Consider the following 24,938-nt stretch of genomic DNA (forward strand, 5'->3'; position numbering starts at 1 on the left):
GGCGCGTACGGCGCGAACATGAAACTATCGTGTTCATGGGTCCCTGACTCTAAGGAGAAAAGGAGTTTCTCTCTTGCAGAACAGAACCCAAAATCGTCCGCGTCCGGCAGAAGCCGCACGCCTTGCCCTGAGGCGGCTTGTCCGCCGAAACAATCACGAGTCGATCCGGCCCGGCCGTTCGACCGTCGCTCTGCCCGAAGATCGAACGCGCCGCGACTCCCTCCATGGGTACGTCGTCTGCTTCGAGCTCGGCGAAGCAACGATCGTGGCCGAAGGCGGACTGTTCGCCTTTCAGGTCCCGATGCGCGAACTTCAAATCGGCCAGCGAGTCCGCTTCATCCGCGAAGGCGGAGAGTTCGAGCTGGTTTGAGGCAGGTAGGCGCTTAGCGCCTACCTCGCTTCCCCCTCTCCGTTCACAATGCGATGTGCCCGAACGAAAGCGTTGGCCCGTGGTCTGGCTGTTCGCCCTGCTTCCGTTGCTCGGATGGTGGGCGTATGGGCTATTGGACTTGGACGAAGGGTTTTACGGCGCGATCACCGCCGAGATGAACCGGCGAGGCGAGTGGATCACGCCGTTTTACAACGGAAAGCCTTGGTTCGAAAAGCCGATCCTTCTCTATTGGCTGGCTAAGCCAAGCCTGGCGCTTTTCGGGGATCTAATCGGCCCCCGGCTTCCTTCGGTTTTATGCACTTTTGGCACCTACCTCGTGGTCGCTTGGTTTGCTCGCAAGCGTTTCGGGGTGGCGGCGGCGCAGCTCGCGGTGCTTATTCTTGCCGGCTCGCTCCTTGTGGTCGGCGCGGGACGGATGATGCTGACGGACCCGCCGCTCGTTCTCTGCCTTACGGCGGCGATGTTGACGTTCTGGGAGTCGCTCGTCGAGAACCCCCGATGGCGAATCGCCACCGCTGCGCTCATTGGGTTGGCGATCTTGGCCAAGGGGCCGGTTGCCGCGATCCTTTTTCTCTTAATCGCCGGGTGGACTTACTGGCGCGAGCCGACGCTTCGACCCCGCTTCCGCGGCTACTGGTTGGCGGGGGGTGCGTGCATGCTCCTGATTATCGCGAGCTGGTACGTGCCCGCTTACCTCGCGAACGGAAAGCTGTTCGTCGATAAATTCCTGATCGAGCAAAACATCGGCCGGTTTACCGGTGGCGACGCCGCCCATACACTGGGAATCGCCAGCTTGCCGCTCTATGTTCCGATCCTGTTTTTGGGGATGATCCCGTGGTCGATCTGGATCTGGGGCGCTTGGCCTCGATGGCCGCAGACGCCCGCGCCCGATTCGCCGGTCGCTCAGGAGGATCTTGGGGACGCCTCTCGCCGATATTTGGCCGCCTGGGGAGCGATCGTTTTTGTCTTCTTCAGCATCAGCGGGGCCAAGCTTCCTCACTACATCCTGCCCGTCTTTCCTCCGTTCGCAATTCTCGTAGGCATCTATCTCCAAGATCGGGCTTGGGCGTACCGGCTGGGGCTCGCGATGTGCGCGGCGATGTGTCTTATCGCAAATGGCGTCTTCATCGCCTGGTACCGGATTAGCGGGCAAGCCGAAGCGCATGCCCTCATCCGGTACGTGCGGCAAGCGGGCGGCGATGTCGCGCTCTACCAGCTCGGCCGACGGAATAAAGAGCTCGGCACCGGGAAGCCGAAGCTCCAGGAAACCAGCCTTCCATCTTTGCTGCTCTACTTGGACAAAAACGCTTTGGACACCGACAACTTCGGCGAAATTCTGTCTCATCGGGGGCCGATTCTGGTCTTCACCCGGGCGAATCGAGTCCGAATCGAGGACTTCGCCACCGCCGCCAAGGCTGGGCGTCGTTTGGAAGAGCTTTTCCCGACGGTTAAGTTGGAAAACTTCAAGCTGTATCGGGTCAGATAGGAACTTAAAGGTCGTCGCTGGTTTGGTCTTCTTCGCCGCGAGCGATAGCTGGCTCCGGAGCATTCTGATGCCGCGTACACTAAGACCATGTCGACCGTGGACGTTCGCCAGCTTCCCGACCTCAGCTCCGATTACCCGCTCAGCCCGGCCCAGATCGCGCAGTATCGCGAAACGGGGCACATCCTGCTTCGGGGCGTATGCACTCCCGAGGAGGCGAGGGTCTATCGCGAGGTCATTCTCGACGCCACTATGCGCAACAACCGGGAGACCCGGCCGCTGGAGGAGCGCGATACGTACGGCAAGGCGTTTCTGCAGGTAATGAACCTGTGGTCCGGCGACGAAGGGGTTAAAAAGTTCACCCTCGCCCGGCGGTTCGGGCACATCGCGGCGCAACTAATGGAAGTCGACCGGGTTCGGCTTTACCACGACCAGGCGCTCTTTAAGGAGCCCGGCGGCGGGCACACGCCCTGGCACCAAGATCAGTTCTACTGGCCGCTCGACACTCCATCTACCGTGACGATGTGGATGCCGTTGGTGGACATCGACGCGACGATGGGTTCGATGAGCTTCGCCGACGCGAGCAACGCCAACGGCTTCATTCCGACCCCGAACGAGATCTCCGACGAGAGCGAACAGTTCTTCGGCGATTACGTAGCGGAGAAGGGGTTCAAAGTCTCGGGCGGCGGGGCGATGGCGGCCGGCGACGCCACTTTCCACTCCGGCTGGTGCCTCCACCGGGCGCCGGGAAACACAACGCAGCGGGTGCGCGAGGTGATGACGGTGATTTATTACCCGGACGGAACCCGGATTGCCGAGCCGAAGAACGAGTTTCAAAAGGCGGATCACCAGGTATGGCTGAACTCCATCGCCGCCGGACAGGTGGCCGACGGTCCGCTAAATCCTGTTGTGTATCTGTAGCTTGGAACGTATAAACAGCATGACCCCGGTTTTTGTCGCCCTTCTACTCGCCCAGGGAACCAAGAAGCCGCCCCCTGTGGACGTCTGGTCCCCGCCCACTCCGCGGGTTTTCGCAGCTTGGAACGGCCAGTTCGCCTTCAAAGTGTTGCCGACGGAGCAAGGGACGAAGGCGATTGGCTACCTCTTCTCCGTGGACGGCGATGGTAGCGAGCACGAGATTTGGAAGCGGGCGCTGGAGTGCGTTCCGGTCGAGGTGTACGTGTCCGACGCGGGACAGGTCGCGACGATCGACGAGTGGGGCGGCCGCGGGAAGAAGCATTCGCTGGTGACATACGACGCCAAGGGGAAGACCACATCGGACCGGTCGCTCCGCGACCTTTTCCCGCGGATGGATCCCAAGCGGGAGGCGTTCATCCTTCAGACACCGTCCTCGTTCCAATGGATGATTCAGGCCCAGGCCGGCTTTTACATCCCCGGCAATACCCGGTTTTCGCCGGTTGGCCTTTTCGATCAGGATCTGAAGACGGGGGGTAGGCAGGTGTTCTGGATCAAAACGTTCTGGGGCGACCTGCTACGCTTCGACCCCGACACCGGCAAAGAGCTGGACCGGAAGCAGGTGTAGGGGCACGGCTGGGCGTCCGTGCCGCTATTCGATCAGGTGGCGGAGGAACGACTCGGGGCGGTCTAAGAAAGACTTGGTTATCTGGTAATGCTCGGTCTCTTTGTAGGTCGTTTCGCGGATCCCGAACTCTCCCATTTCGTAGATAAGCGCGTCCGGGTAGGACATCAGGATCGGGGAGTGAGTGGCGATCAGGAATTGGCAGCCGCTGCGGACGAGCCAGTCGACCTCCTTCAACAGCGTAAGTTGGCGAGTAGGGGAGAGCGCGGCCTCGGGCTCATCGAGGAGGAAGATGCTCTCGCTCCGCATTCGGTTCTGAACGATCGCGAGGAACGCCTCGCCATGGGACCGGGTGTGGAGCGATGCCTCGCCGTACCAGTCGCGGGCGGATGGGTCGGCTTTTTCGCGCCGGTCGAGGTCGCTGGCGAGATCGAACACCGTCTCCGCGCGGAGGAAGAACCGGTCGGCCGCGCGACGATTCCGGCTGGAGTTGATTCGCAGCGCGTCGTGCAATCCCCCGTCCGGAGGACGGTGATTCAGGCCGGGGCCCGCCTCGCCGCCTCCCTCGTCGAATCCCAATCGCACGGCGATTCCTTCGATCAGGGTCGATTTTCCGGCTCCGTTTTCCCCAATGAAAAACGTTACGGCGGGGTGGAGCTTAAGCCGGGTCAAGCCCTGAACTGCGGGGAGCGAGAACGGGTAACGGTCGAAGGAGGGGACCCGCTCGCGGGCCAGCTCGATGGAGTGGATAAACGGTTCGCGGTCGGTAGGCCTCGGTCGCACGGTGGGTTAACCTACCACGGTCATGCCGAAAGATTGAGCGAGTCGCCGGAGCGCTTCGGCGTCTTTCGACGGATCGAGGTGGACCCGCTGGCGGAAGTACCCTTCGAAGCCGGCGGGAGTCACCCAGGCAACGAACGATGCGTCGGTTTCGCCTACGTTGACGAACCGGTGGTGAACGCCGCGCGGGATCGATAGGAACCCACCCGCGCTCAACCGCCGAACTTCGCCGGCGAGGGTCCACTCGAATTCGCCGCTTAGCACCAGCGCCGCCTCGTCGGCATCCTCGTGGAGATGGAGAGGAGGCCCCGATCCCGGCGGGACGGTTTGAATCCAAACCCCGACCGGATCCCCTTCGAGAAGGAGGCGGACGGAGCCGCCAACCCCGGAGACGACCTCCCCTTCTTGGGAGGAAAGGATCTTAGCTGTCATGGCTATATGCTAGCGGATCAACTCAAGCCTCGATATCTATTCCGATGCGGCGGCCGAACCTCGGTAGCGGCGGTCGGCGACGCCGGTTCGTTGGCCGGTCTTCGGGTCGACGAAGACGCAGTTGGCGATCCCCTGGCTTCTCGTCGGCGCGAGTCTGTGGCCGAATCTTCTTAGATCGTCGAGCACGTCATTCGGCAGGAGCTCAGTCGTGAGTTCGTCGGGCATCCATTGGTGGTGAAACCGGGGGGCGCGGACCGCTTCGACTGGGCTCATGCCGAGGTCGGCCCGGTTCAGGAAGACTTCCAGCACGGTGTTGATGATCGTCGGTCCGCCGGGGCTGCCGAGGACCATCTCCAACTTGCCGCGGCTGAGGACGATCGTGGGGGTCATCGAGGAGAGCGGCCGTTTGTTGGGCGCGATCGCGTTCCGCTCCCCTTGGATCAGGCCGAACATGTTGGGGCTTCCCGGCTTGGCGGCGAAATCGTCCATCTCGTTGTTCAGCAGGAACCCCGCCCCTTCCACCGTGTCGGCGCAGCCGAAGGAGCCGTTTAGCGTGTAGGTGTTGGCGACGGCGTTTCCGGCCGCGTCGACCACGCTGAAGTGGGTCGTCTCCCGGTGCTCTCCCGGCAGCCAGCGACCCGGCTTGATATCGACGCTCCGGCTGGCCTTCTGAGGGTCGATTTCATTCCGGAATTTCGCCGCGTAGTTCTTGGCGATCAACTTGGACACCGGAACCCGAACGAAATCGGGATCGCCCATCAGCTCCGACCGATCCGCGAACGCGCGGCGCATCGCCTCCGTCGTGACATGGATCCGGTTTGCCGGGCTCATCTTGCGCGGATAACCTTCGAGGATGTTCAGCATCTCGATGACCGCCACCCCACCGGAGCTGGGCGGTGGCGAGGTCATGACCTCACGCCCTCGGTAAGTTCCGACCAGGGGCTTTCGAATCCGGACGTGGTAGGCCGCCAGATCGGTGCGGTCGATGATCCCACCGTGCGATCGCATGTGGATGGCGATGAGGTCGGCGGTATGCCCCTGGTAGAACTCGCGGGCGCCCTCCTTCTGTATTCGGCGTAACGTCTCCGCTAGCTGCGGCAGCCGGAGGGTTTCGCCGGCGACGTATGACTTGCCGTCTTTGAAGTACTCCTGGCGAGTTGCGTCGAATTTCGTGAGTCGATCGGCGTCGTGTTCGAGCGCCGAGGCCTGGGACCGGCTCAACGGGAACCCGCGCTCGGCAAGCTCGACGGCCGGCTCGACGAGGTCTCGCCACGGAAGCTTGCCGAAGCGGTGGCTTGCCTCTCCCATTCCGGCCACCGTTCCCGGCACGCCCGCCGCGAGCGGGCCGAGCGTGGAGGCGCCATTGCGCAACGAGCCATCGGGCGCAAGATACATGTTCCTCGATGCCTTCCGGGGGGCTTCCTCACGGTAATCGAGGAATACCTTGCGGCCATCGGTCATGCGGACGAGCATGAATCCACCACCACCGATGTTGCCCGCGGTCGGCTCCACGACCGCCAGTGCGAGCGCGGTCGCCACCGCCGCGTCCACGGCATTCCCGCCCTTACGCAGGATGCTCGCCCCCGCCTGGGCGGCCAGCGGCTCGTCGCATACGACGACCCCATTGCGGGTGGTCACGGTTTCCGAGTCGGCGATGGCGAGGATCGCAAGTACGGCAAGCATCCCTACGATCTTACAGCGGCCCGAGCTACTCGCGGCGGGCGGCACACGTAGGTGCCGGCTACACGCGCTGCGCGCGTAAAAAAACGGGTCCATGCATTGGCGCCGCCCTCTACGGCGGAGCCGTGTAGACGGCACCTACGTGTGCCGCGACTGTGTCTCGTATGATTGCAACGTGCAGCAACCGATCCGTGCGAAGAAACACCGTTTGCCGGAGGCTGCCTATATTGGCGAGAAAACCGTCCACATCACGGCGAACGTGGAGCATCGCCGACCGCTGTTCACCGATCCCGCGGTCGTCCAGGCATTCCTCGAAATACTGCGAGCCTGTTCTGCGGCGGAACGATGTTTGGTGCCTATCTGCTGCTTCATGCCCGACCATCTGCACCTATTGATGCAAGGCACAAGTGCGAACAGCCGGCCGAAGGCGGCGACGGACGCCTTTAAAGGCCGCTCTGGACATTGGCTGCTGCAGAACCGGCCGAACTGGAATTGGCAGGAAAGCTATTACGACACGAATCGTTCGGCGAGGCGAAGATTGGAAGCGGAAGGCGTTTTACATTTTTCAAAACCCCATGAGGCGGGGAATCGTGGTCGATCCGTACGAATATCCTTTCACCGGGAGCATAGGATACGACCTTGTCGAGATGTTGCACGAGATTTCGTGGTGACAGATATGGCTTCGCCGGGCGGCACACGTAGGCGACGGCTACACGGCTTCGCCGTGCGGCACACGTAGGTGCCGGTTACACGGCTTCGCCGTAGCCGAAGTAATCTACATTCCCGGCTTCGCCGTAGCCGGAGTCAAGAAACCTATGGAACCCGTTACCGTCGTTGGACCGAAGATCATCACGCTTAAGGATGTTAAGAACAATCCCAAGATCAGAAAGCTGATCGATGGGGCGAACGAGGTGATGAAGGCGATGGGTTATACCGAGCATGGCCACCGCCATGTGGGGGTCGTCTCCGGAATCACCGGCTACATTTTGGAGCGGATCTCGGTCCCTGAGCGCACCGTCGAGCTGGGGCAAATCGCGGCGTATCTGCACGACATCGGCAACGTCATCAACCGAGTCAACCACCCGTTGCACGGGGCCAACATCGCTTTTACGTTGCTCAACGAGATGGGGATGGACATCACCGAGATCGCGCCCGTTCTCGGCGCGATCGGCAACCACGAGGAGCTGACCGGAATCCCGATCTCCTCGATGTCGGCCGCACTGATCATCGCGGACAAGAGCGACGTGCACTTCAGCCGGGTTCAGAACCCGCTGATCGAGACGTTCGATATTCACGACCGGGTGAACTACGCGGTTCAGCGGAGCCGGGTCGAACTGAAAGACGAGCAGCGCTGCATTGAGTTAATGTTGGAAATTGACACGAAGCAGGCTACTCTGATGGAGTATTTCGAGATCTTCCTCAGCCGGATGGTGATGTGCCGGAAATCCGCGGAAGTGCTCGGCTACCGGTTCGCTCTCAGCATCAACGGCACCTATTTGGAGTGAGTATTGGAAATAACCTACCCCCGGCCCGAAGTTACGCGATCCAAGCCGGCGATTCGGCGGGTGGTGCAGGTGGTGGTTCTCGGCCTTGTCTTGCTGCTCTTGGCCTCGATCCTTGTACCGGTTAGCGCGGGAGGTGGCGGTTCGCCTAAGACCGCCTGCCTTTCGAACCTCAAGCAGTTGAGCATGGCGGCTAGCATGTACGCCCAGGATTTCGACCGCTTGCCAAGATTCGGCACATGGATCGAGGATTTGAACCCGTACGACAAGTCCACCCAGATCCTGACCTGTCCAGTTCTCAAGGAGCAGGGCAAGCGGTTCGGCTATGGCCTGAACGGTTTGCTTCCGCAGCAAGGCACGGATTTTGAGGACTGGAACGACACGCCTCTTTTCTTGGAAACGAGTTGGCTCGCGCCTAATGCCTTGGTCTATTCTCCGATTTCGACCACCCGACATGGCGGCGGAGGCTCTGCGTTTTTTGCGATGGTCACGCGAAGTGGAGGAACGCGGCTGACTTCGAAAGATTGCGCTTGATTCCGCCGCAGGCAGGGGTTAAGAGCAAAGAAATTGTCGGGGCCAATTGAAAGAACCCTTGGAATCGCCCTATCCACGAATGAATGTATTGAGGGTAAAGCCGGTTCTGCGGCCTTGGTGGGCCTTGGCGCTTTTGGGCCTCACTGCCTCGATTCTTGGATTCTTTTTCAATCCGGCGAAGGGAGAACGCTATCAGTTTGAGATGGGTCCGTGGCGTTGCGAATCCAATGCGCACGAGTTTGTCAGTGCCGCTCTCATCTACCAGAGCGACAACGACGACGCCTTTCCCCCGTCTGCGACCTGGTTAGACGTCTTGCGACCCCTTACCAAGGGAAACGATGTAGAGACGTGTCCGAAGGTTCTCGAGACTGGAGGGCGTTATGGCTACGCTATGAACAGGCGCCTGCCACCTCGCTTCGCCCAATTAGAAGCGCCACCAGAAACACCATTGATCTTGGAAACGGATCTCCTCGTGCCGAACGCAGTGGTCACTCGCGCGGTCCCGGTTGAGCGGCACCACGGCCAAACGTTGGTTTTTTTCTGCGATGGTCACCATACGTCGCCTAATCGCGCGAATTTCAAGATGCTGCACCTTGACCCCCGAATAACCAATGCCAAACCGATCAAAAAGGTGCCTCAATAAAGTAGACGGAAATCTGCAATTGTGCCCGGTTACAGGTTCGCCCCCAGCATCAGTGGCACGTATCTGGAGTGAGACTTGGACCCGCCCTACCCCCGCCTCGTTGCTACGCTCGAAAAACCGGTGAACCGTCCGTGGCTGACGTGCCCGACGGCCGGGTTCTTGTTGGTGGCGGTGGCGGCCGTTCTTTTCCCGGTCCTAATGACCGACAAAGGTTCACGTAAGTCCCCCTGCCTGTCTAACATAAAGCAACTCGGTACTGCCGCGTTCCTTTACTCGGAGGATAACGATGGCCTGCCGCCATTTTCGAGTTGGCTCGAAGATCTGCGCCCGATTTACAAATGGGACGAGGTGGGATCTTGCCCGGTTGTTCTCAGGTCGGGTGGGCGATTCGGATACGCACTGAACGGATTACTTCCCCAGCACGGGAATGTATTTTCCGGGTGGAGCGAAACGCCGATGATTGTGGAGACCGAGCATCTCATACCCAATGCGGTGGTCACTCGTCCCCTTCTCGTCACTCGCCATGATGGATTTGTAAGCGTCCTGTTTGGCGATCTCCACGTGCGCTCTGTGGCCACTGCGAAGTACGAAAAATTGCGCTTTATGCCACCCGTGAGCGATGCGAAACGAACAAAAAGTGTGCCTCAATAAATGTAGACGGAAATCTACATAAATGAGTGCAGCGAAGAAAGGAGACGTGGGATCGAAGGCGGGCCGGTCGGAAGTCAAGGGGCGGGAGCGAACCCCGTCGAAGAAGGTGAATGCGGCCAGAACAATCGGAAACGAGCCTATTCCAGACACAAATGAGGCTCGAACAAAGCGAGTTTTATCCGCTTTTGCGGCTGGCCCGGCCGGGAATGCAAAGGGTACGAAGCCGGCGAAGTCTTTAGACTGCGGTGGCCAGCCACCGCTTTTGACCAGCGAGCCTGCGAGCGCCAGGTCCACTCCAGCAGTGAAAAAGACAAAGAGCCCCTCGGAGCCGAAAGAGCCTCGTCCCCCGGCCCCGGCGACGGTTAAGCAGGAGGCCAAACAAACGAAGTCGAACGCAAAGAAGAGCGACGCTGTCGCGGCAACCCCCGATAAATCGCTGCTACAAGGCGCCAAGCCGGTAGGCACGAAGGCCGGGAAGGCAAGAGCAACCAGCACAGTAGGTCCGGTTTCCAACGCATCGGGGCCTGAGGCCGAGAAGGCTAAAACGGTTGGGAGGCCGAGGCGAGTCGTCGACGGGATGTCGGCCGTGTCAACAACGGTGGGCGCCGTGTCCGCGCCGAAAAAACCCGCGTCCAAGAAGCCGGAAGGCGAGGTCAAGCCGGTTCCCGTGGTGAAGAAGGTCCGAGCCGTTGCCGAGCCAAACCCTGGTCTAACCGCCCGAGAAGCGGAAAAGAACACGAAGCCGAAAGTGTCGGCGCCCACGCCTGCCAGCGCCAAGGTTGGATCTAAGCCACCTACGCGTGGGCAGGGGCCGACGGTGAAGAGTTCGAGAAGGGTGGCGGACTCCCCGAAAGACAAAGTTCCAATCGCCGCTCCAAAGCAAGGCAAGGCCCGAAAGACTACGCCATCTTCGCTCCCTGAGCCGGCCCGGTCTAAGGCAGTCGAGGGTAAGCCCAAGCCGGTCGGAAAGGGTTCGAAGGCGGCCAAGTCTCCGGTGTCAAAGCGTCCGGCCGGACTCCCTCACCCCCAACCCCCTCTCCCTCGTCCGGCACAAGCATCCGGAGGAGGGAGAGGGGGCTCCGGGTCGAAGGCGGCGGCTCCAAAGCGAAAACCGCGAAAGAAGCCGGAACATGCCGTCCTCTATATCGCTCGAGGAGGGAGCCCGCGGGGGGCGCCTGACTATGAAGTGCCATTTCCGACCCGTCCACAGGCGCTGGCGTTTCTCGCCAATCAGCATGGGTTGACGACGGAAGAGGTGCGGAAGCTGGCGAAGGGATCTAGCCTCCGCCTTAAGCGCCAATGGCATGGTTCGGAAGCTTGCGCGGTGCGGGAGATACGAATGACGCCGGATGAGGCGCAAAGAGCGCTTTTTGGCGAACTTTCAAGGGGTTCCTAGCTCTACAATGTCACATGAAAGCAGCTTGGGGCATTGGCGTGGCGCTTGTGCTGGTCGTCCTTGGCTGTTGGATCTGGCCTTTGGCGACCGGCAGCCCACCCGGGGGGAGTCCAGACGCCTGTCTGTCCCGCCTCGCCAAGCTCTCGAACGCTTTGCAGCTTTACTCGGCGGATTATAACGACCGCTTTCCACCCGCCGAGACTTGGCAAGAAGCGATCGACCGCTACGCCGGCACCAACGAGGCGCTTCGATGCCCCGGGGCCCCAAATTTCGGGTACGGATTCAGCCGCGCTCTCGGGGCCAAAGAAATGAAGAAGGTCGTTTCCCCGTCCACCTCGACCGTGATCTTCGATTCGAAAGTGTTGGCGAAGAATGCGATCGGGGATATGGCCGATCTACCTTCTCCGCCGCGGCATGGCCGCTATAACGCGGTGCTCTACGTCGATGGCCACAGCGGCGCCGTCGATGGCGCCGGTAAGCCGGCGAGACCCAACAAGTAGCATCGGCTCCCAGCCGATGTTACGAGAAGGCTCCGATCAACAGCTCGTACGACCTCCTTCGAGCCGCGTGGGAATGGACCATCGTGGTCGCCATGATCTCTTCGACTCCGGCGGCCTCGGCTAATTTGGTCAATCGGTCTCGTACCGTGTCCGGACTGCCGACGGTGATCCGACTCCGGTTTTGGCGGACCTGCTCGCGCTCGGCTTCGCTATACGGGTAAGCGGCGGCTTCTTCGATGCTGGGGAACTTGCCGAATCGGCCTTGGTGCAATCGGAGGATCGCCAGATCGTACGACCGAGCCAACTCTTCCGCCTCTTCGTCAGTCTCGGCGCAGAGAACCGAAGTGGCGAGCATCGCTTGAGGCTCAGTGAAGAAGCCGGAAGGGCGAAACTCTTCCCGATAGGCTCGTAGGGAGGCCACCGCCGGGCCGGGACTGATGTGGTGGGCGAAGGCGAACCCTAAGCCCAGTCTCGCCGCCAGGTGCGCGCTGTAGTCGCTGGAGCCGAGCAGCCATACCTCCGGCGTGGGGGCGTCGAGCGGAATCGCCTTGACGCGTTGGAACGGATGGTCGGTCGGAAACTGGTTGATGAGGAAGGCGAGGGTCTCGCCAAGCTGCTCGGGAAAGTCTTCCGCCATCACCGCCTCTTTTGAGCGGCGCAAGGCGAAAGCCGTCAATTGATCGGTTCCGGGCGCACGGCCGATCCCCAGGTCGATGCGCCCGGGATGAAGGGTGGAGAGGACGTTGAACGCCTCCGCCACCAGTAGAGGGTTTCGGTTCGGCAACATCACGCCGCCGGATCCCACGCGGATTCGCGACGTCACATCCGCCACTTTCGCGATCATGATTTCGGGGATGGGGCTGGCGGTGAAGGAACTGTTGTGGTGCTCGGCGAGCCAATAGCGGTGGTAGCCCAACTCGTCCGCTAAGCGGGCCAAGTCGAGCGTATTGCGTAATGCCTCCGCGCCGGTCGAGCCATCGGAAACCGGCGAAAGGTCCAACACAGAGAGGGTCATTACCTATATCTACGTCGTTCGCGGGGAAGCCGAACGGGCATGGGAAGGAGCCAAACAGCTACCCTGTAGGTTATCAGCATGCCCAAGCCAAACAAAGAAACGAAACGTAAGGGAGAGGCGCCGCCTAAGCGAAAGGCCGGAGCGAAGTCCGTCGTCCCTAAAAAAGCGAAGCGCGAAGACTTCCTTCTCGACCCGAAATTCAAGAAAGCGAAGCCCGCCGCCGCCGGTGGCCCGCCTAAGGAAAAGAAGGCGAGGGCCCCTCGCCCGGATGCCGTTCCAGAGTTCACTCCCGTGCCTCCGCTCGTTCGGGTTCCGGCCCCAGTCGAGCCGACGACGTTCGCGGAACTTGGACTCGACGAGCCGATCGTCCGCGCGGTCGCGGAGATGGGTTTCGAGACGGCAACCCCGATTCAAGCCCAGGCGATCCCGGTTCTTATCGTCGGTGGCGACCTCATCGGTCAGGCCCAAACCGGCACCGGCAAGACGGCGGCGTTCGCCCTGCCCATCATTCAAAAGGTCGACGCAGATCTGAGGAAGACCCAGGCCCTCGTTCTCGCCCCCACGCGCGAGCTCGCGGTTCAGGTTGCGGGCGGCATCCACGACCTTGCCAAGCACACGACGCTTCGGGTCGTCCCGGTTTACGGCGGCCAGCCGATCGACCGCCAGTTCCGCGCCCTTGCCCAGGGGGCTCACATCGTCGTGGGAACTCCCGGACGCGTGCTCGACCACCTTCGCCGTGGCTCGCTTTCGCTCGCCGACGTCAAGATCTGCGTCCTCGACGAAGCTGACGAGATGATGGCGCTCGGATTTGCGGAAGACATGGAAGCGATCCTCAGCCAACTTCCGGACACGCGCCAGCTCGCTTGTTTCTCCGCTACGATGCCTCCGCGAGTAAAGACGCTTACCGAGCGGTTCCTGCGCGACGCCCGACATATCGCGATCGACTCGCAACACCGCACGGTCGACAACACGAACCAGACTTACTACGAGGTTCCGAAAGGGAAGAAGCTCGAGGCGTTGGCCCGGGTGCTGGATATGGAAACGCCGGGGTCGACCATCGTTTTCTGCCGTACACGGCAGGATACGAACGACCTGACTGAAGCGCTACGCCTGCGCGGCTATAACGCAGAGGCGCTGCACGGCGACATGGGGCAAACCGAGCGTGACCGCGTCATGCGCAGGTTCCGGGACGGGCAAGCCGACCTGTTGATCGCCACCGACGTAGCCGCCCGCGGCCTCGACGTCGACAGCGTCACCCACGTTATCAATTACGACATCCCGTGGGACGTCGAGCAGTACATCCACCGGATCGGCCGGACCGGCCGGGCGGGGCGTTCGGGCGACGCGATCACTTTGGTGACCGGCAAGGAACGTCGTCAGCTTCTGTTCATCGAACGGATGACCGGGGCGCCGATCAAGCCGGCGCGGATCCCGACCGCCGCCGACATCTCGGCCCGCCGCCGTGAGCTCTTCGCAGGGTCCTTGCGAGATGCCTTGGAGGCACGAAACTTCGACGGCCATTTGGCGACGGTCGAGGAGTTGGCGGAAGAGTACGATCACTCCGAAATTGCGGCCGCCGCGCTTCAGCTTCTGTGGGAGAGCCGGCATGACGCGGTCGACTCGGTAGCCGAGGAGTTGGCGATCGATTTCGAGCAGCCGGAGCAGGGAATGAGCCGCCTCTTCATCGGGATGGGCCGCCAGGACGGTCTACGCCCCGGCGATCTGGTGGGAGCGATCACGAACGAGGCAGGCTTGATCGGCAAAGCGATCGGCGTCATCGACATCCTGGACCGCACCGCCTTCGTCGAGGTCCCCGCGGGCGACGCGGAACGGGTGATTCAGGCGTTGGAGAACGCGAAGATCCGGAATCGCCGGGTGAAAGTGCAACTAGCCAGACCACGGTAATTCCGGAGCCCCCTCCTCGTCGCACGACAAACTGCCGGTAACTCCGAAACGGCTAATTTGCGATGAGGAGGGGGTTGGGGGTGGAGAATTCCGGGTATTCAAAGCCACAAATGCGCGCAAATAGCCGCAACCGGTCGAGCGAAGCGCTCCTCAGAGCACGAAAACAGCGGAGAGAGATGTCCATCTCAGAGAATGTCCTTTGGACACTCATCCGTAAAGAAGCGCTCGGCTTCGGCTTCAAGCGGCAAGTGCCGGTGGGAAACTACTGGCTCGACTTCTATTGTCCCGAAGCAAAGCTCTGCATTGAGGTCGATGGAGAGCAACATCTTTTGCGAGCCGATCGCGACGTCCGGCGAGACCAAGCGCTTCTTGAGATGGGAATAAAGACGATCAGGGTCCCCAGCCTCGATCTCTTTGAAAGGACGAGTGCAAAGGTCTCGGCTCATCTTGAGTCGATCACTCGCGAGTGCGAGCAGCGCAGCCGTCGGCTGCGTCACGAGAAGAGATTTGGTGGCGAGAGGTAGGCTTTCTTTCTCCACCCCCAACCCCCTCCTCATCGCACAAACATCGACGAGGAGGGGGCTCCGGACTAGGCGTTTTCGTAAGTATTTCCGGCCATGTCGATGCCGCGGGCTAGCCAGATTTTGTGGCCCTGGTTTCGCTCGGGGAAGACTCTGCTGGTGGTGGGGAAGTAGCGCATGGTGTAGCCGGCTCGGCGGTAATCGCTCGTGTTGGCTTTGGCGCCATGGATGATTCGGCCTTCGTGGAGCGAACACTCGTTAGGTTCGAGGGTGAAGTAGACCGCCTTCGATTCGTCAACTTCCACAATCTCCGAGGAGAAGATATTTCCCGCTGAGTCGACCGGTTTGTATTGGCTGAACCCGTTGGAGTGGGTGCCGGGAATTACGGCCATGCTGCCGTTCTCCGGGTTGGTTCTGTCAACGGCCAGCCACACGGTGCAGATCCCGGCCATGGTGGAAACGCGGCCATTCCAGTAGGAGGAGTCTTCGTGCCAGGGGGTGGCTTTGCCTACCTTCGGCGGCTTCGAAATGAAGTGGCTGCTCCAGAGGCCGATGTTCGGTCCGACCACCGGCTCTACCAGATCGAGGATGGTGTCGCTCAAGAGAAACTCGAGGAGGCGCGGGTCTTTGAAGTGGATCACGTCCAAGCCATCCACTCCATACTTCTCCAAGTCTTCTTCGAAGATCGATTTGAGTCGCGCGAACTCGGACTCTTCAAAAACGGGACGGTTGTGGAGGACGTATCCGTCCTTTTCGTAGTGCCGGACCTCGTCCGGAGTGAGATGCGGCTTCGTGTAAGTGGTCATCGTTGAGCTCTCGTTGCAGCGGATTAATCCATTTAGTCACGATTGAGTTCTGGATTCTTCGCCAGGGTTGACCTCTTCTTGTACTCTGTTGATATGAGCTCGCCGCGCCTCGTTCGCCTCTCGGAAGTGGCGCCTGGGCGCGAGTTTCACGCCGCTCTCGTCGATTCTTCTTCGGCTCGCCAGGGACGCGCGCCCCACACTCACGACTTTCACGAGGTGATGGTGGTGCTTCAGGGAAGCGGGCTCCACTTGGTAAACGAGCGAGAGCAGACGTTAGAGGCAGGCGCCGTGGTGTTCGTCCGCTCGTCGGATGTGCACGGCTTCCGGGTCCCTCGGGCGGGCGAGCTTTTCTTTGTGAATGTCGCCTTCCCGACCTCTCGCTGGGAGCGGCTCGCCGAGAGCTTTGGCTTGGGCAACGAGTGGCGGGTTTGGCGGTCGTCGGCGACCCCGCCGCTAGCCCGGCTGCCGGCATCGGAGCGGCAGGCGTCGGAAGCGGCGGCGATGCGGGCGGTGCGGGACTTTCACGAGGGGGGCGAGGCGCTGGCGTTGGCCCGGTTTCTTACCTCGGTTCTTCCCGCTTTCGCCGCTACCAACAGCCAAGCAGTGGACATGCCGGCGGGACCTCGTTGGCTGGAACTGGCGCTTGGCTCGATGCAGCGGGAGGAGAACCTGGTCGACGGGCTTCCCCGACTCGTCGAACTGGCCGGGGTGTCGCTTCCCCACCTTTGCCGGACGATGCGGGCGCAGTTGGGGAAGACTCCCACCGAGTGGATTAACGACGCTAGAATGCGCCGCGCCGCGACGCTTTTGGCTACGACGCGCGCAGAGGTTCGAGAGATCGTAGCCGAGTGCGGGATGGAGAACGTGTCGTACTTCTATCGCCAGTTCCGCCGCCGGTATGGCGCGTCGCCGCTGGAGTATCGCCGTCGAGAGGGAGGCCGGCTTGCCTGATTTCGACGGGCCGGACATTATCGACTTTGAGCTGGATGGCTGGGACGGGGACGCGGAGCCCCAAGCCACTGCGTCACCGGCCGACTTTCTCGATAAGGAAACGGGGGTCGTGTGGCTTCGAATGGTTCCGTACCACGTCGAACGGCTTCACGGCCCCTTACCGGCCGTCATCCCCCGAGGGGACGCGGCGCGGTTGGCGGGCCTTCCATTCCCCCTGCGTCGAGGGGCGCCTACTTACGACCTTCACTTGCAAGGGGACATGAAGGAGCCGTTTCGGGATATGCACGCCTATGCGCTGACGCCGTTCGGCTGGGTCGCGTTTCCTCAACTCCATTTTGTTCATGGCCGGCTGAAGGGCTTGTCGATGCAACCGCACGCTTTGACCGACACTTTGGATACTTACGCGCGGGTTGCGGTCTGGCTCGAGTCGGAGCTGGGACCACCTTCGGTTCGGAAGGGCCGTCCCCCTCGATGTCATCGCCGGATCTCGCCGGCGCGTTGGCAGTGCTTACCCGCATTCGTCCAGTGGCGGTTTGCCTGGGGAACGGTGTCGCTCTCGTTTGATATGCGGGACTACGAGACCGAACTCGTCGTCCGCTGGAAATAATCTATCCTTCCGCCATGCGAGTCCTCTTCGTAAACCGTGCCGATGCCGACACGCGTCCGGGGGGTGACACCGTCCAGATGCACGAGACGGCCAAGGGGTTGCGCCGGATGGGGGTAGAGGTCGAAGAACGTCTGGGACCCCAATCCGAGGAGGCGTACGGCGGTTACGACGTTGTCCACCTGTTCAACTTGCAGACTCCGGAGTTCACGCTGGTCGAGGCGGAGAAGGCGAAATCGGCAGGGCGTAAGCTCGCGGTCTCCACCATCTACTGGGACTTCTCGGGCGAGCTTCTGCTCGCGCAGTCCGCAAGATGGGCTCGTATCGCCTCTCTTACGGGTCGTCCCGCTGCCCTCTGGGCCGCCCGGAAATGGTCGGCAAAGCACGCGGCCGAGCCTCGGCGGCAGGTATCCCGGATCATCGAGCTTGCCGACGTACTGTTGCCCAACAGCCAGGAAGAGGCCGTGCATCTGCGGCGGCTTACGCCGTCCCTCCGAACGGTTGCGGTGGTTCCGAACGGAATCGACGCCGACCGGTTCGATCCGACGCGCGTTTTGGATCTCCCCAAGTGGGCGAAAGATCGGGGCGTGGAGAGCGGAGCTTATCTCTTAGTGGCTGCCCGCGTCGATCCGCACAAGAATCAGGTTACGTTCTGCCGGGCGCTCAGAGGGTTCTCGTCCCCGATCGTGTTGGCAGGCCAAGTCACGGATGCCAATTTGGTCCGGGAATGCGAGGAGTCTGGCGCGATTTTCGTCGGCTCGCTTTCCGGCGACGAACTTGTCGCCTCGTATAGCCACGCGAAGGTGCACGCTCTTCCGAGCTTTCGGGAAACTCCGGGCTTGGCTTCCCTGGAGGCGGCGGCGATGGGTTGCGCCATCGTTAGCACCGACGTTGGCTCCGCGCGAGAATATTTCGGGGACGAAGCTGACTATTGCTCGCCGCACTCCGCGGATTCGATGCGGATCGCGGTTGCCTCGGCTTGGGGCGCGGGGGCTCCGGTTGGATTGTCCGCCCGAATACGGGAGAAATACACATGGGATGCGGCGGCGAAAGCAACGTTGGCGGCCTACGAGCGGCTTTAGCTACCGCGCGCAGCGTAGGCGGAAGAGGGGTGGGGCGGTGAATGGGATATGATTCGGCACACTAAGATGCGAGTTCTCTCCCTTTCGGTACTTGCCGCCCTTGCTACGGCCGGCTATGGGCAGACGACGCCCAAGAACATGACCTTTTCGACCGCGCTGAAGAGCGTGGCGGTGTTCCGAGACGGGTTCGGATACTACGTGCGGGAAGGGAAAGTTAAGCTGGAAAACGGCTGGGCGACCACCGACTTGGTGCCGCAGGCGATCAAAGGGACGGTTCGGTTTTACACGCTGGATAAGAACGACAAGATCGACCAGGTCGTGATCGGGAAAGAGAACCGGCTCGACTTCGCCAGCCCGGCGGAGATCAAGGCGCGGCTGGCGGACAAGGTCGGCTTGAAGCTGACGGTGATCACGCGAAGCGGGCAGCGTTACGAGGGTCAACTCGCGAAGATTCTGGACGACATGCTCTTGCTGCGGGTCGGAGATGCGTTCACCGGCGTTCCTTACGACAGCATCCAAACGATTTTGCTGACCGGATTTCCGGTGCGAATCAAGGTGACGACGGACAGTCCTAATAAGGTCGTCGGGATCGGAGTGGCGTACCTGCAGGAAGGGATCCGGTGGGAGCCGAGCTATGTATTGGACGTCCACGGCGATACCGGATCGCTGGCGCTGAGGGCGTCGATGCAGAACACGACGGAGGCTCTAAAGGACTCCGACGTTTTCTTTGTCGTCGGCTCGCCGTTCGTCGCGAACCGCGGGATCACCGATATGCTGGCGCCGATGCCAGTTGCGCCACCTGCCGACAAGGATACGAAGCCTGAGAATCCGGTTCGACGCGCCGAGGTCGAGGCGGAGGAGGCGAAACGGGGGAACGTGGAGAGCGCCGCCGTTACGAGGGAAGAGGCGGGCGAGCTTTACTACTATCACAAGCCAGGTCTGAGCCTGGCGAACAACGACGTCGCAATGATCTCCGTGTTCGAAGCGGTTGTGCCGGTATCCCCGCGGTTCGAGTGGAACGCCGACGGCGAGGAGGTTTCTTACCTCGTGAGCATTCAAAACAAATCGAGCCAGCCGCTAACGACTGGCCCCGTCTTCGTGCTCGAGGATGGCAAAGCGATCGGGCAGGAAAACGTAAAGTACACGCCCGCAAACGGCACCGCCGAGATCCGGCTGTCGCGGGGAATCGGCCTGAAGGTCGCAAAAACGGAAGCCGAGGTGAGGCGGGGGGCGCCGGCCCATGTCGGTAAGACGGACTACATCCCGGTCTTCTTGAAAGGGACGCTGACGATCACCAACTACAAGACCACGAAGGCGACGGTGCGAGTAACCAAGACTGCGCGTGGAAAGGTGAACGAGCTTTCCGACGGCGGGGTGGTGAAGCAGACTCAGATCCTCAACGGCGAACCGAACCCGATCAACGACCTCGAATGGAAGGTGGACGTGGCGCCAGGGGCCACCAAGACGATCACCTATACGTTCGAAACCTACATGTCGGCCGAGCGGGCGGGGTCGCCGCCAATCCCTTCGGGCAATGGGGATGTCGATCGGGGCTAGCCGTTGATGTCGATGCGGCTTTGCCTAATTTCAAGCATTCTCTTGCTTGCCTCCGCAAGCGTACCGGCGCAGGAGGCAGCGGCGCGGGACCAGTTTGAGCAGGGGATTCTAAAGGACTCGACTATCGCACCGGCGTCGGGCCGGTTGACGGCTTGGTTCGAGGTCCGGAATATGCCGATGTGGCGGAACGCCAACGGCAATGCCCCCCGGTGGAAAGAGATCGGGCCGACCGTGCTGAAGCACGGCTGGGGCGATATGGACAATGCGGGCCGATCGTGCGCGGTCGCCGTCGACCCCACGGACCCGCGGATTCTCTGGGTTGGGGCGGCTTCAGGCGGAATATGGCGGTCGGACGACGAGGGAAAGACCTGGCGGCCGATGGGAGACGACGCGGCCTCGCTCTCCATCGGCGCCATCGCGATCGACCCGTTCGACCACAACATCGTTTACGCCGGCACCGGTGAGGCGCATAACTCGCTCGACAGCTTCCACGGGGCCGGGATGCTTCGCTCCACGAACGGCGGGCGCACATGGGATCTTCTCTCCAGCGAGGTGTTCCTGGGGACCCAGTTCTCGCGAATCGTACCGAACCCGAAGCGCCCCGGCTTCCTGTACGCGGCGACCACGCGCGGAACGCTCCGGAGCCTCGACGGCGGCGCGACCTGGGTACAGATATTAAAGGGGCGGGCGACCGACCTTGTCGTCGATAGCGGTAACCCAAGCAGCCTCATTTCGCTGGTGAGCGACACCGGCACCGATCGCAACGGTCTGTGGAAATCGACCGACTCCGGCCACACCTGGAGGCGACTAACCGAAGACCTCCCGAAGAACCCGCGGACGATGGCTCGGTCGCAAATGTCCGGTTGCGCGGCATATCCGAACGTGATCTATGTCTCCCTATTCGGCACCGACGGGCGCTTGACGGGGATGTATAAGACGACCGATTTCGGTGAGAACTGGATTCGGCTGCCGAACGCACCCGACTACGGCGGCGGACAAGCTTGGTACGACAACTACGTGTCGGCGAGTCCAGCCAACCCGAACGTCTGCTTCGTGGGCGGTACCTCGACTTGGCGCACGACGGACGGCGGGGAGACTTGGCAGGACAACACGCTTAGTTACGGTGGTGGCCCGGTCCACCCGGACCACCACTATCTGGCGTTCAGTCCGCACGATCCTTCGACCGTCTATCTCTGCACTGATGGAGGCGTCTTCCGATCCCGCAACCTGGGCGGCGTATGGGAGGCGGTGAACGACGGCTTGGCGACGATTCAGTTCCAGAGCCTGGACGTGCACCCGTGGGACGAGAACATCGCCTATGGCGGTACGCAAGACAACGGGACGAATAAATACACCGGCGGTTTGGCGTGGACCAACGTGTTCCTGGGCGATGGCGGCACCACCCACGTTAATTGGAAGAACCCGAACATCGTGTACACCGAGTACGTTGGGCTCGTGATCCTCAAATCCACCAATGCGGGACAGGACTGGGCTTGGAATGTGACGAACGGAATCGACCCGAAGGAAGGAAAGCTGTTCTACGCTCCTTTCAGCTTGGACCCGAGCGACCCGGACACGCTCGTCGCCGGCGCAGAGCGGGTGTATCGCTCCACGGATGCAGCCGAACATTGGACAGCCATCAGTCCAAAACTCGGTTACCGAGTATCGGCGGTGACAGTCGCCCCGAACGTGCGCAGCGTGATCTACGCGGGCACCGTCACCGGAAAGATGTGGGCGACGCCGAATACCGGGAAGGACTGGTACGACATCTCGGCGGGGTTGCCGGGCGCGGCGGTAACGGATATCTGCGTGGACCCTCGCAATGCGCGAACCGTTTACGTAGCGCTCAACGGGTGGTCGCCGAATCGGATTTGGAAGAGCACGGACGCGGGTGGACATTGGACGAACATCATGGACAACCTGCCGCCGATGCCGGTCCAGGCGGTTCTCCTTCACCCCCTCCATCCGGACCGCGTTATCCTCGCGACCAGCGTCGGCATGTTCATCTCCGACCAAGGAGGTGGGCGTTGGCAACGTTTTGGCGCGGGCTTGCCGAACGTGCCGGTCTACTCGGCGGTCGCCAATGTCCGCACCGGTTGGATCACTATCGGCACCCACGGCCGAGGCGGTTGGCGAATTCCGTTGGCCGATTAACCTAATGGGTTGAAGAAACCTATCCGATTTATCATTCAGATGTTACGCAAGGTCTTTTTATTGGCACTCCCGCTAATTGCGGTGGGTTGCGCGGGGAGTGGTCCCTTTCGAGGTGAGACCCCATTCATCGGATCGTGGTCCGATAACTGGGTCTCCTTAGGGTCCTCAGATGCCGGAGATTTCAGTGTTACGATCGGCTCCGACGCCGTAATGATCGGCTCGTTCGAAAACACTACGACCCACGAGGTCGGCACGATCAACGGTTCGGTTGCCACCGACGGCGGCTTCCGCGCCGACGTAACCATCACCGGCAGCGCTAAGCGGATCCACCTGGTAGGGAAGATGGAAAGGGTTGCCGCCCACGGCCAGTTTCCGGCAGGTATCGCAGGCGACGCCACGATGAACGACGGAAGCGGCAACCGTCCCTTCACCTTCGATCCGATTCCTCTGAACGACTAAACCGCTTCCAGTTTGGCGAGCTTCTGAACCAGTTTCTTCACACCCACAACCCCCGGGAAGGCGACGGTAACTTCGACGTCGTCCCGGACCGGGTTGCAGGCGACGACGACGCCGATTCCGAATTTCGGATGGCGAACTCGCTGACCCACGTTGAATGGAGGCTTCCAGGAAGAAGGGGCCGGGCGAGGGGTGGGTACGGCGGAGGTCGGCTCCATCGTCCGATGGGTGCCCGGTCCGTGGGCGATCGGCTGCCGCATCGTCGGCTGATAGCCACCCGGGTTGAGGGTGTCGAGCAGCTCGCTCGGGATGTCGTCCAAGAACCGCGACCGGCGGTTGAAGTTGGGCGTACCGTAGAGGGATCTCCGGTGGGCGTGCATCAAGTGGAGTTCTTCGCGAGCCCTCGTCATGCCGACGTAAGCGAGGCGTCGCTCCTCCTCTAGCTCGCTATCGGTGCTCAGCGACCGGGAGTGCGGGAAGACCCCTTCCTCCATGCCGGTCATGAAGACGACCGGAAACTCTAGCCCTTTGGCGGAGTGGAGCGTCATGAGGGTGACCGCTTCTCCGCCCGCGGTGCCGAGAGCATCGACGTCGGCGACGAGGGACACGCTTTCGAGGAAGCCTCCGAGCGACGGCTCGTCCGACGACGCGTCGTACTCGGCCGTCACGTTGAGCATTTCTTGAAGGTTCTCGAGCCGGCCCAGCGCTTCCTGCGAGTGCTCCGCTTTTAGGGCGTCGATGTAGCCCGATCCGCTCATCAAGCTCTTGAGCACCGGTGTGACCGGGCCCTGCTCCGCGATCGCCTGGGCTTCCGAGATCACGGCGTAGAAATCGCGAACCGCGGAAGCGGTTTTCTTCGGGAGGCCGGACTGCACTTCCTGATCGGAAACCGCCGCCGAGAGGGGAAGTCCCCGCTCCGCGGCCCACTCCTCGATCTTCGAAAGTGCGGTAGCGCCGATGCCGCGGGTCGGCGTATTGATGCAGCGCCGGAACGATACGTCGTCGCGCGGGTTGAAAGCGAGGCGGAGATAGGAGAGCATGTCCTTGATCTCCTTGCGCTCGTAAAACCGTTGGCCGCCCACCAGGATGTGCGGAATGCGCATGGTGAGAAAAGCCTCTTCCATGACGCGGCTCTGGGCGTTGGTTCGGTAGAGGATCGCGTAGTCGGAGTACTTTCGGCGGCCGATCCGAGTGTCTTTCAGGATCGCGTCCGCGACCATCATTCCCTCGTCTTGCTCCGTTCCGGCTTGGGTGAGGGTGATCGGAACGCCGTCCTGGTTCTCCGTCCATAGCTCTTTCCGAGCTCGGCCCCGGTTCCGCTTGATCACTTCGTTGGCGGCGGCGAGGATCGTCTTGGTGGAGCGGTAATTCCGCTCCAATTTAACGATCTTCGCGTCCGGATAGTCGCTCCCGAACTTCAGAATGAGCGACACGTCGGCTCCACGCCAAGCGTAGATCGACTGGTCATCGTCGCCAACTACAACGACATTACGATGCTTCGCGGCGATGGAGTGGACGACGTTGTACTGCGAAAAGTTGACGTCCTGATACTCGTCCACAAGGACGTGGAGGAACCGGTCTTGGTATTTCTCCAATACGTCCGCCCGTTGCTCGAACAGGCGGTTGACGAAGTAGAGGATATCGTCGAAATCGAGTGCGTTCGCCTTGCTGAGGAGAGCGTTGTACGACTTGTAAACGTCGGCGACGATGCGCTCGAAGAAGCCGGTCGCGCCTTTTGCGTATTGCTCGGGCGACTTCAACTTCTCCTTGGCGCTGGAGATCTCGTTGAGGACGCCGCGGGGCTGGATGCTCTTGTCGTCGATATTCTTGGCTTTGAACACCTCGCGGATCAGCGAAAGCTGGTCGCCGTCGTCGTAGATCACGAAGTTGGGATCGAGGCCGATCGCCTTCCCATCGATTCGGAGGATGCGGGCGCAGAGGGAGTGGAAGGTGCCGATCCACATGTTCTTGGCGACGTCGCCGACCAGCTCGGTCACCCGCTCCCGCATCTCGCGCGAGGCTTTGTTGGTGAAAGTGACGGCCAAGATGCGATGCGACGGCACGCCCTCCTGCAGTAAGCGGGCGATCCGGTAGGTGATGACGCGCGTCTTGCCCGAGCCGGCGCCGGCGAAAATGAGAAGGGGACCTCCCGGGTGGAGCACAGCCTCGCGCTGCTCCGGATTTAGGGTATCGAGGTCGAGCGTAGCGGACATCTGTCTAGGATTATGAAGTCTCCCGGCGAGTTCTTCGCTCGGTTGTGACATCTCCTCTTACGCCGACGTCATAATTCGTGAGAACTGGCTGAGCCCTTCATGCTTCAGTTGAGGCAGATACCACGGGGGCCGCCGGGAGAAA

General features: G+C 61.4%; 23 protein-coding genes. 16 read left to right on the plus strand and 7 right to left on the minus strand.

The features are described from left to right. Positions 1–73 precede the first annotated feature (73 nt). The 4 genes from OP10G_RS26770 (at position 74) to OP10G_RS26775 (ending at position 3,417) form a co-directional block, all read left to right on the plus strand. On the plus strand, positions 74–370 hold the full coding sequence (locus OP10G_RS26770) for a hypothetical protein (protein WP_025226105.1): 297 nt from the start codon (positions 74–76) through the stop codon (positions 368–370). A gap of 55 nt (positions 371–425) precedes the next feature. Then, positions 426–1,877, plus strand: coding sequence for an ArnT family glycosyltransferase (locus OP10G_RS09615; RefSeq protein ID WP_158409192.1), 1,452 nt, complete (start codon positions 426–428; stop codon positions 1,875–1,877). 87 nt (positions 1,878–1,964) lie between these two features. Further along, positions 1,965–2,795 (plus strand): phytanoyl-CoA dioxygenase family protein, encoded by an 831-nt coding sequence (locus OP10G_RS09620; RefSeq protein ID WP_025226103.1) that lies wholly within the window; start codon positions 1,965–1,967, stop codon positions 2,793–2,795. Positions 2,796–2,814: 19 nt separating this feature from the next. Further along, positions 2,815–3,417 (plus strand): hypothetical protein, encoded by a 603-nt coding sequence (locus OP10G_RS26775; RefSeq protein ID WP_025226102.1) that lies wholly within the window; start codon positions 2,815–2,817, stop codon positions 3,415–3,417. Between the two features lie 24 nt (positions 3,418–3,441). Here OP10G_RS26775 and OP10G_RS09630 read toward each other — a convergent pair whose 3' ends face one another. The 3 genes from OP10G_RS09630 to ggt are packed head-to-tail and all read right to left on the minus strand — an operon-like array spanning position 3,442 to position 6,309. Continuing rightward, positions 3,442–4,197 carry an AAA family ATPase gene (locus OP10G_RS09630; protein ID WP_025226101.1) on the minus strand — a complete coding sequence of 252 codons (756 nt, stop codon included), beginning with the start codon at positions 4,195–4,197 and terminating at the stop codon, positions 3,442–3,444. 6 nt (positions 4,198–4,203) lie between these two features. Further along, positions 4,204–4,626: a cupin domain-containing protein gene (locus OP10G_RS09635; RefSeq protein WP_025226100.1), complete on the minus strand. Its 423-nt coding sequence runs from the start codon at positions 4,624–4,626 to the stop codon at positions 4,204–4,206. A 36-nt stretch (positions 4,627–4,662) separates the two neighbouring features. Continuing rightward, entirely contained in the window at positions 4,663–6,309 is a 1,647-nt protein-coding gene (gene ggt, locus OP10G_RS09640; RefSeq protein ID WP_025226099.1) for a gamma-glutamyltransferase, read from the minus strand. Positions 6,310–6,481: 172 nt separating this feature from the next. On the opposite strand from ggt, the gene OP10G_RS25750 reads away from it, so the two are divergent. The 3 genes from OP10G_RS25750 (at position 6,482) to OP10G_RS09655 (ending at position 8,342) form a co-directional block, all read left to right on the plus strand. Then, complete coding sequence (locus OP10G_RS25750) at positions 6,482–7,045, plus strand: transposase (RefSeq protein WP_158409193.1); 564 nt, start codon at positions 6,482–6,484, stop codon at positions 7,043–7,045. A gap of 76 nt (positions 7,046–7,121) precedes the next feature. Continuing rightward, a complete protein-coding gene (locus OP10G_RS09650) occupies positions 7,122–7,811 on the plus strand; it encodes an HD domain-containing protein (protein WP_038472914.1) in 690 nt (229 codons plus the stop codon). A gap of 3 nt (positions 7,812–7,814) precedes the next feature. Then, complete coding sequence (locus OP10G_RS09655; protein WP_038472917.1) at positions 7,815–8,342, plus strand: hypothetical protein; 528 nt, start codon at positions 7,815–7,817, stop codon at positions 8,340–8,342. A 1,051-nt stretch (positions 8,343–9,393) separates the two neighbouring features. Here the strand turns inward: OP10G_RS09655 and OP10G_RS09665 are convergent. After that, complete coding sequence (locus OP10G_RS09665; RefSeq protein WP_144241079.1) at positions 9,394–10,413, minus strand: hypothetical protein; 1,020 nt, start codon at positions 10,411–10,413, stop codon at positions 9,394–9,396. A 633-nt stretch (positions 10,414–11,046) separates the two neighbouring features. Between OP10G_RS09665 and OP10G_RS09675 the strand changes: the two genes are divergently transcribed. Beyond that, positions 11,047–11,532 (plus strand): hypothetical protein, encoded by a 486-nt coding sequence (locus OP10G_RS09675; RefSeq protein WP_038472927.1) that lies wholly within the window; start codon positions 11,047–11,049, stop codon positions 11,530–11,532. A 19-nt stretch (positions 11,533–11,551) separates the two neighbouring features. Here OP10G_RS09675 and OP10G_RS09680 read toward each other — a convergent pair whose 3' ends face one another. Then, complete coding sequence (locus tag OP10G_RS09680) at positions 11,552–12,547, minus strand: LLM class flavin-dependent oxidoreductase (protein WP_038472931.1); 996 nt, start codon at positions 12,545–12,547, stop codon at positions 11,552–11,554. 78 nt (positions 12,548–12,625) lie between these two features. Between OP10G_RS09680 and OP10G_RS09685 the strand changes: the two genes are divergently transcribed. Further along, on the plus strand, positions 12,626–14,452 hold the full coding sequence (locus tag OP10G_RS09685; RefSeq protein ID WP_025226092.1) for a DEAD/DEAH box helicase: 1,827 nt from the start codon (positions 12,626–12,628) through the stop codon (positions 14,450–14,452). A gap of 110 nt (positions 14,453–14,562) precedes the next feature. Continuing rightward, the gene (locus tag OP10G_RS09690; RefSeq protein ID WP_227625100.1) at positions 14,563–14,976 is read left to right on the plus strand and encodes an endonuclease domain-containing protein; all 414 of its coding nucleotides are present in this window, start codon (positions 14,563–14,565) and stop codon (positions 14,974–14,976) included. 65 nt (positions 14,977–15,041) lie between these two features. Here OP10G_RS09690 and OP10G_RS09695 read toward each other — a convergent pair whose 3' ends face one another. Continuing rightward, positions 15,042–15,779, minus strand: coding sequence for a phytanoyl-CoA dioxygenase family protein (locus OP10G_RS09695; protein WP_025226090.1), 738 nt, complete (start codon positions 15,777–15,779; stop codon positions 15,042–15,044). Between the two features lie 93 nt (positions 15,780–15,872). Here OP10G_RS09695 and OP10G_RS09700 point away from each other — a divergent pair, with 93 nt between their 5' ends. From OP10G_RS09700 to OP10G_RS26245, 6 genes are all read left to right on the plus strand, one after another. Beyond that, positions 15,873–16,730, plus strand: coding sequence for an AraC family transcriptional regulator (locus OP10G_RS09700; RefSeq protein WP_025226089.1), 858 nt, complete (start codon positions 15,873–15,875; stop codon positions 16,728–16,730). Next, positions 16,723–17,337: a hypothetical protein gene (locus OP10G_RS09705; RefSeq protein ID WP_025226088.1), complete on the plus strand. Its 615-nt coding sequence runs from the start codon at positions 16,723–16,725 to the stop codon at positions 17,335–17,337. Before OP10G_RS09700 ends, OP10G_RS09705 begins: the two co-directional genes overlap by 8 nt. A gap of 14 nt (positions 17,338–17,351) precedes the next feature. Beyond that, positions 17,352–18,416 carry a glycosyltransferase family 4 protein gene (locus tag OP10G_RS09710; RefSeq protein WP_025226087.1) on the plus strand — a complete coding sequence of 355 codons (1,065 nt, stop codon included), beginning with the start codon at positions 17,352–17,354 and terminating at the stop codon, positions 18,414–18,416. Between the two features lie 66 nt (positions 18,417–18,482). After that, a complete protein-coding gene (locus tag OP10G_RS09715; RefSeq protein WP_144241080.1) occupies positions 18,483–19,973 on the plus strand; it encodes a DUF4139 domain-containing protein in 1,491 nt (496 codons plus the stop codon). Positions 19,974–19,979: 6 nt separating this feature from the next. Further along, entirely contained in the window at positions 19,980–22,127 is a 2,148-nt protein-coding gene (locus OP10G_RS09720) for a hypothetical protein (RefSeq protein ID WP_052547664.1), read from the plus strand. A 9-nt stretch (positions 22,128–22,136) separates the two neighbouring features. After that, a complete protein-coding gene (locus OP10G_RS26245; protein WP_144241081.1) occupies positions 22,137–22,586 on the plus strand; it encodes a hypothetical protein in 450 nt (149 codons plus the stop codon). Here OP10G_RS26245 and pcrA read toward each other — a convergent pair. Continuing rightward, positions 22,583–24,796: a DNA helicase PcrA gene (gene pcrA / locus OP10G_RS09730; RefSeq protein WP_025226082.1), complete on the minus strand. Its 2,214-nt coding sequence runs from the start codon at positions 24,794–24,796 to the stop codon at positions 22,583–22,585. The genes OP10G_RS26245 and pcrA overlap by 4 nt on opposite strands. Between the last annotated feature and the right edge of the window lie 142 nt (positions 24,797–24,938).

The sequence above is a fragment of the Fimbriimonas ginsengisoli Gsoil 348 genome (assembly GCF_000724625.1).
Lineage (GTDB): Bacteria > Armatimonadota > Fimbriimonadia > Fimbriimonadales > Fimbriimonadaceae > Fimbriimonas > Fimbriimonas ginsengisoli.

Coding starts and splice junctions, on each gene's coding strand:
- OP10G_RS09620 (WP_025226103.1), top strand. CDS start 1,965: ATGTCGACCGTGGACGTTCGCCAGCTTCCCGACCTCAGCTCCGATTAC.
- OP10G_RS26775 (WP_025226102.1), top strand. CDS start 2,815: ATGACCCCGGTTTTTGTCGCCCTTCTACTCGCCCAGGGAACCAAGAAG.
- OP10G_RS09635 (WP_025226100.1), bottom strand. CDS start 4,626: ATGACAGCTAAGATCCTTTCCTCCCAAGAAGGGGAGGTCGTCTCCGGG.
- ggt (WP_025226099.1), bottom strand. CDS start 6,309: ATGCTTGCCGTACTTGCGATCCTCGCCATCGCCGACTCGGAAACCGTG.
- OP10G_RS09650 (WP_038472914.1), top strand. CDS start 7,122: ATGGAACCCGTTACCGTCGTTGGACCGAAGATCATCACGCTTAAGGAT.
- OP10G_RS09675 (WP_038472927.1), top strand. CDS start 11,047: ATGAAAGCAGCTTGGGGCATTGGCGTGGCGCTTGTGCTGGTCGTCCTT.
- OP10G_RS09680 (WP_038472931.1), bottom strand. CDS start 12,547: ATGACCCTCTCTGTGTTGGACCTTTCGCCGGTTTCCGATGGCTCGACC.
- OP10G_RS09685 (WP_025226092.1), top strand. CDS start 12,626: ATGCCCAAGCCAAACAAAGAAACGAAACGTAAGGGAGAGGCGCCGCCT.
- OP10G_RS09690 (WP_227625100.1), top strand. CDS start 14,563: ATGCGCGCAAATAGCCGCAACCGGTCGAGCGAAGCGCTCCTCAGAGCA.
- OP10G_RS09695 (WP_025226090.1), bottom strand. CDS start 15,779: ATGACCACTTACACGAAGCCGCATCTCACTCCGGACGAGGTCCGGCAC.
- OP10G_RS09700 (WP_025226089.1), top strand. CDS start 15,873: ATGAGCTCGCCGCGCCTCGTTCGCCTCTCGGAAGTGGCGCCTGGGCGC.
- OP10G_RS09710 (WP_025226087.1), top strand. CDS start 17,352: ATGCGAGTCCTCTTCGTAAACCGTGCCGATGCCGACACGCGTCCGGGG.
- OP10G_RS09715 (WP_144241080.1), top strand. CDS start 18,483: ATGCGAGTTCTCTCCCTTTCGGTACTTGCCGCCCTTGCTACGGCCGGC.
- OP10G_RS09720 (WP_052547664.1), top strand. CDS start 19,980: ATGTCGATGCGGCTTTGCCTAATTTCAAGCATTCTCTTGCTTGCCTCC.
- pcrA (WP_025226082.1), bottom strand. CDS start 24,796: ATGTCCGCTACGCTCGACCTCGATACCCTAAATCCGGAGCAGCGCGAG.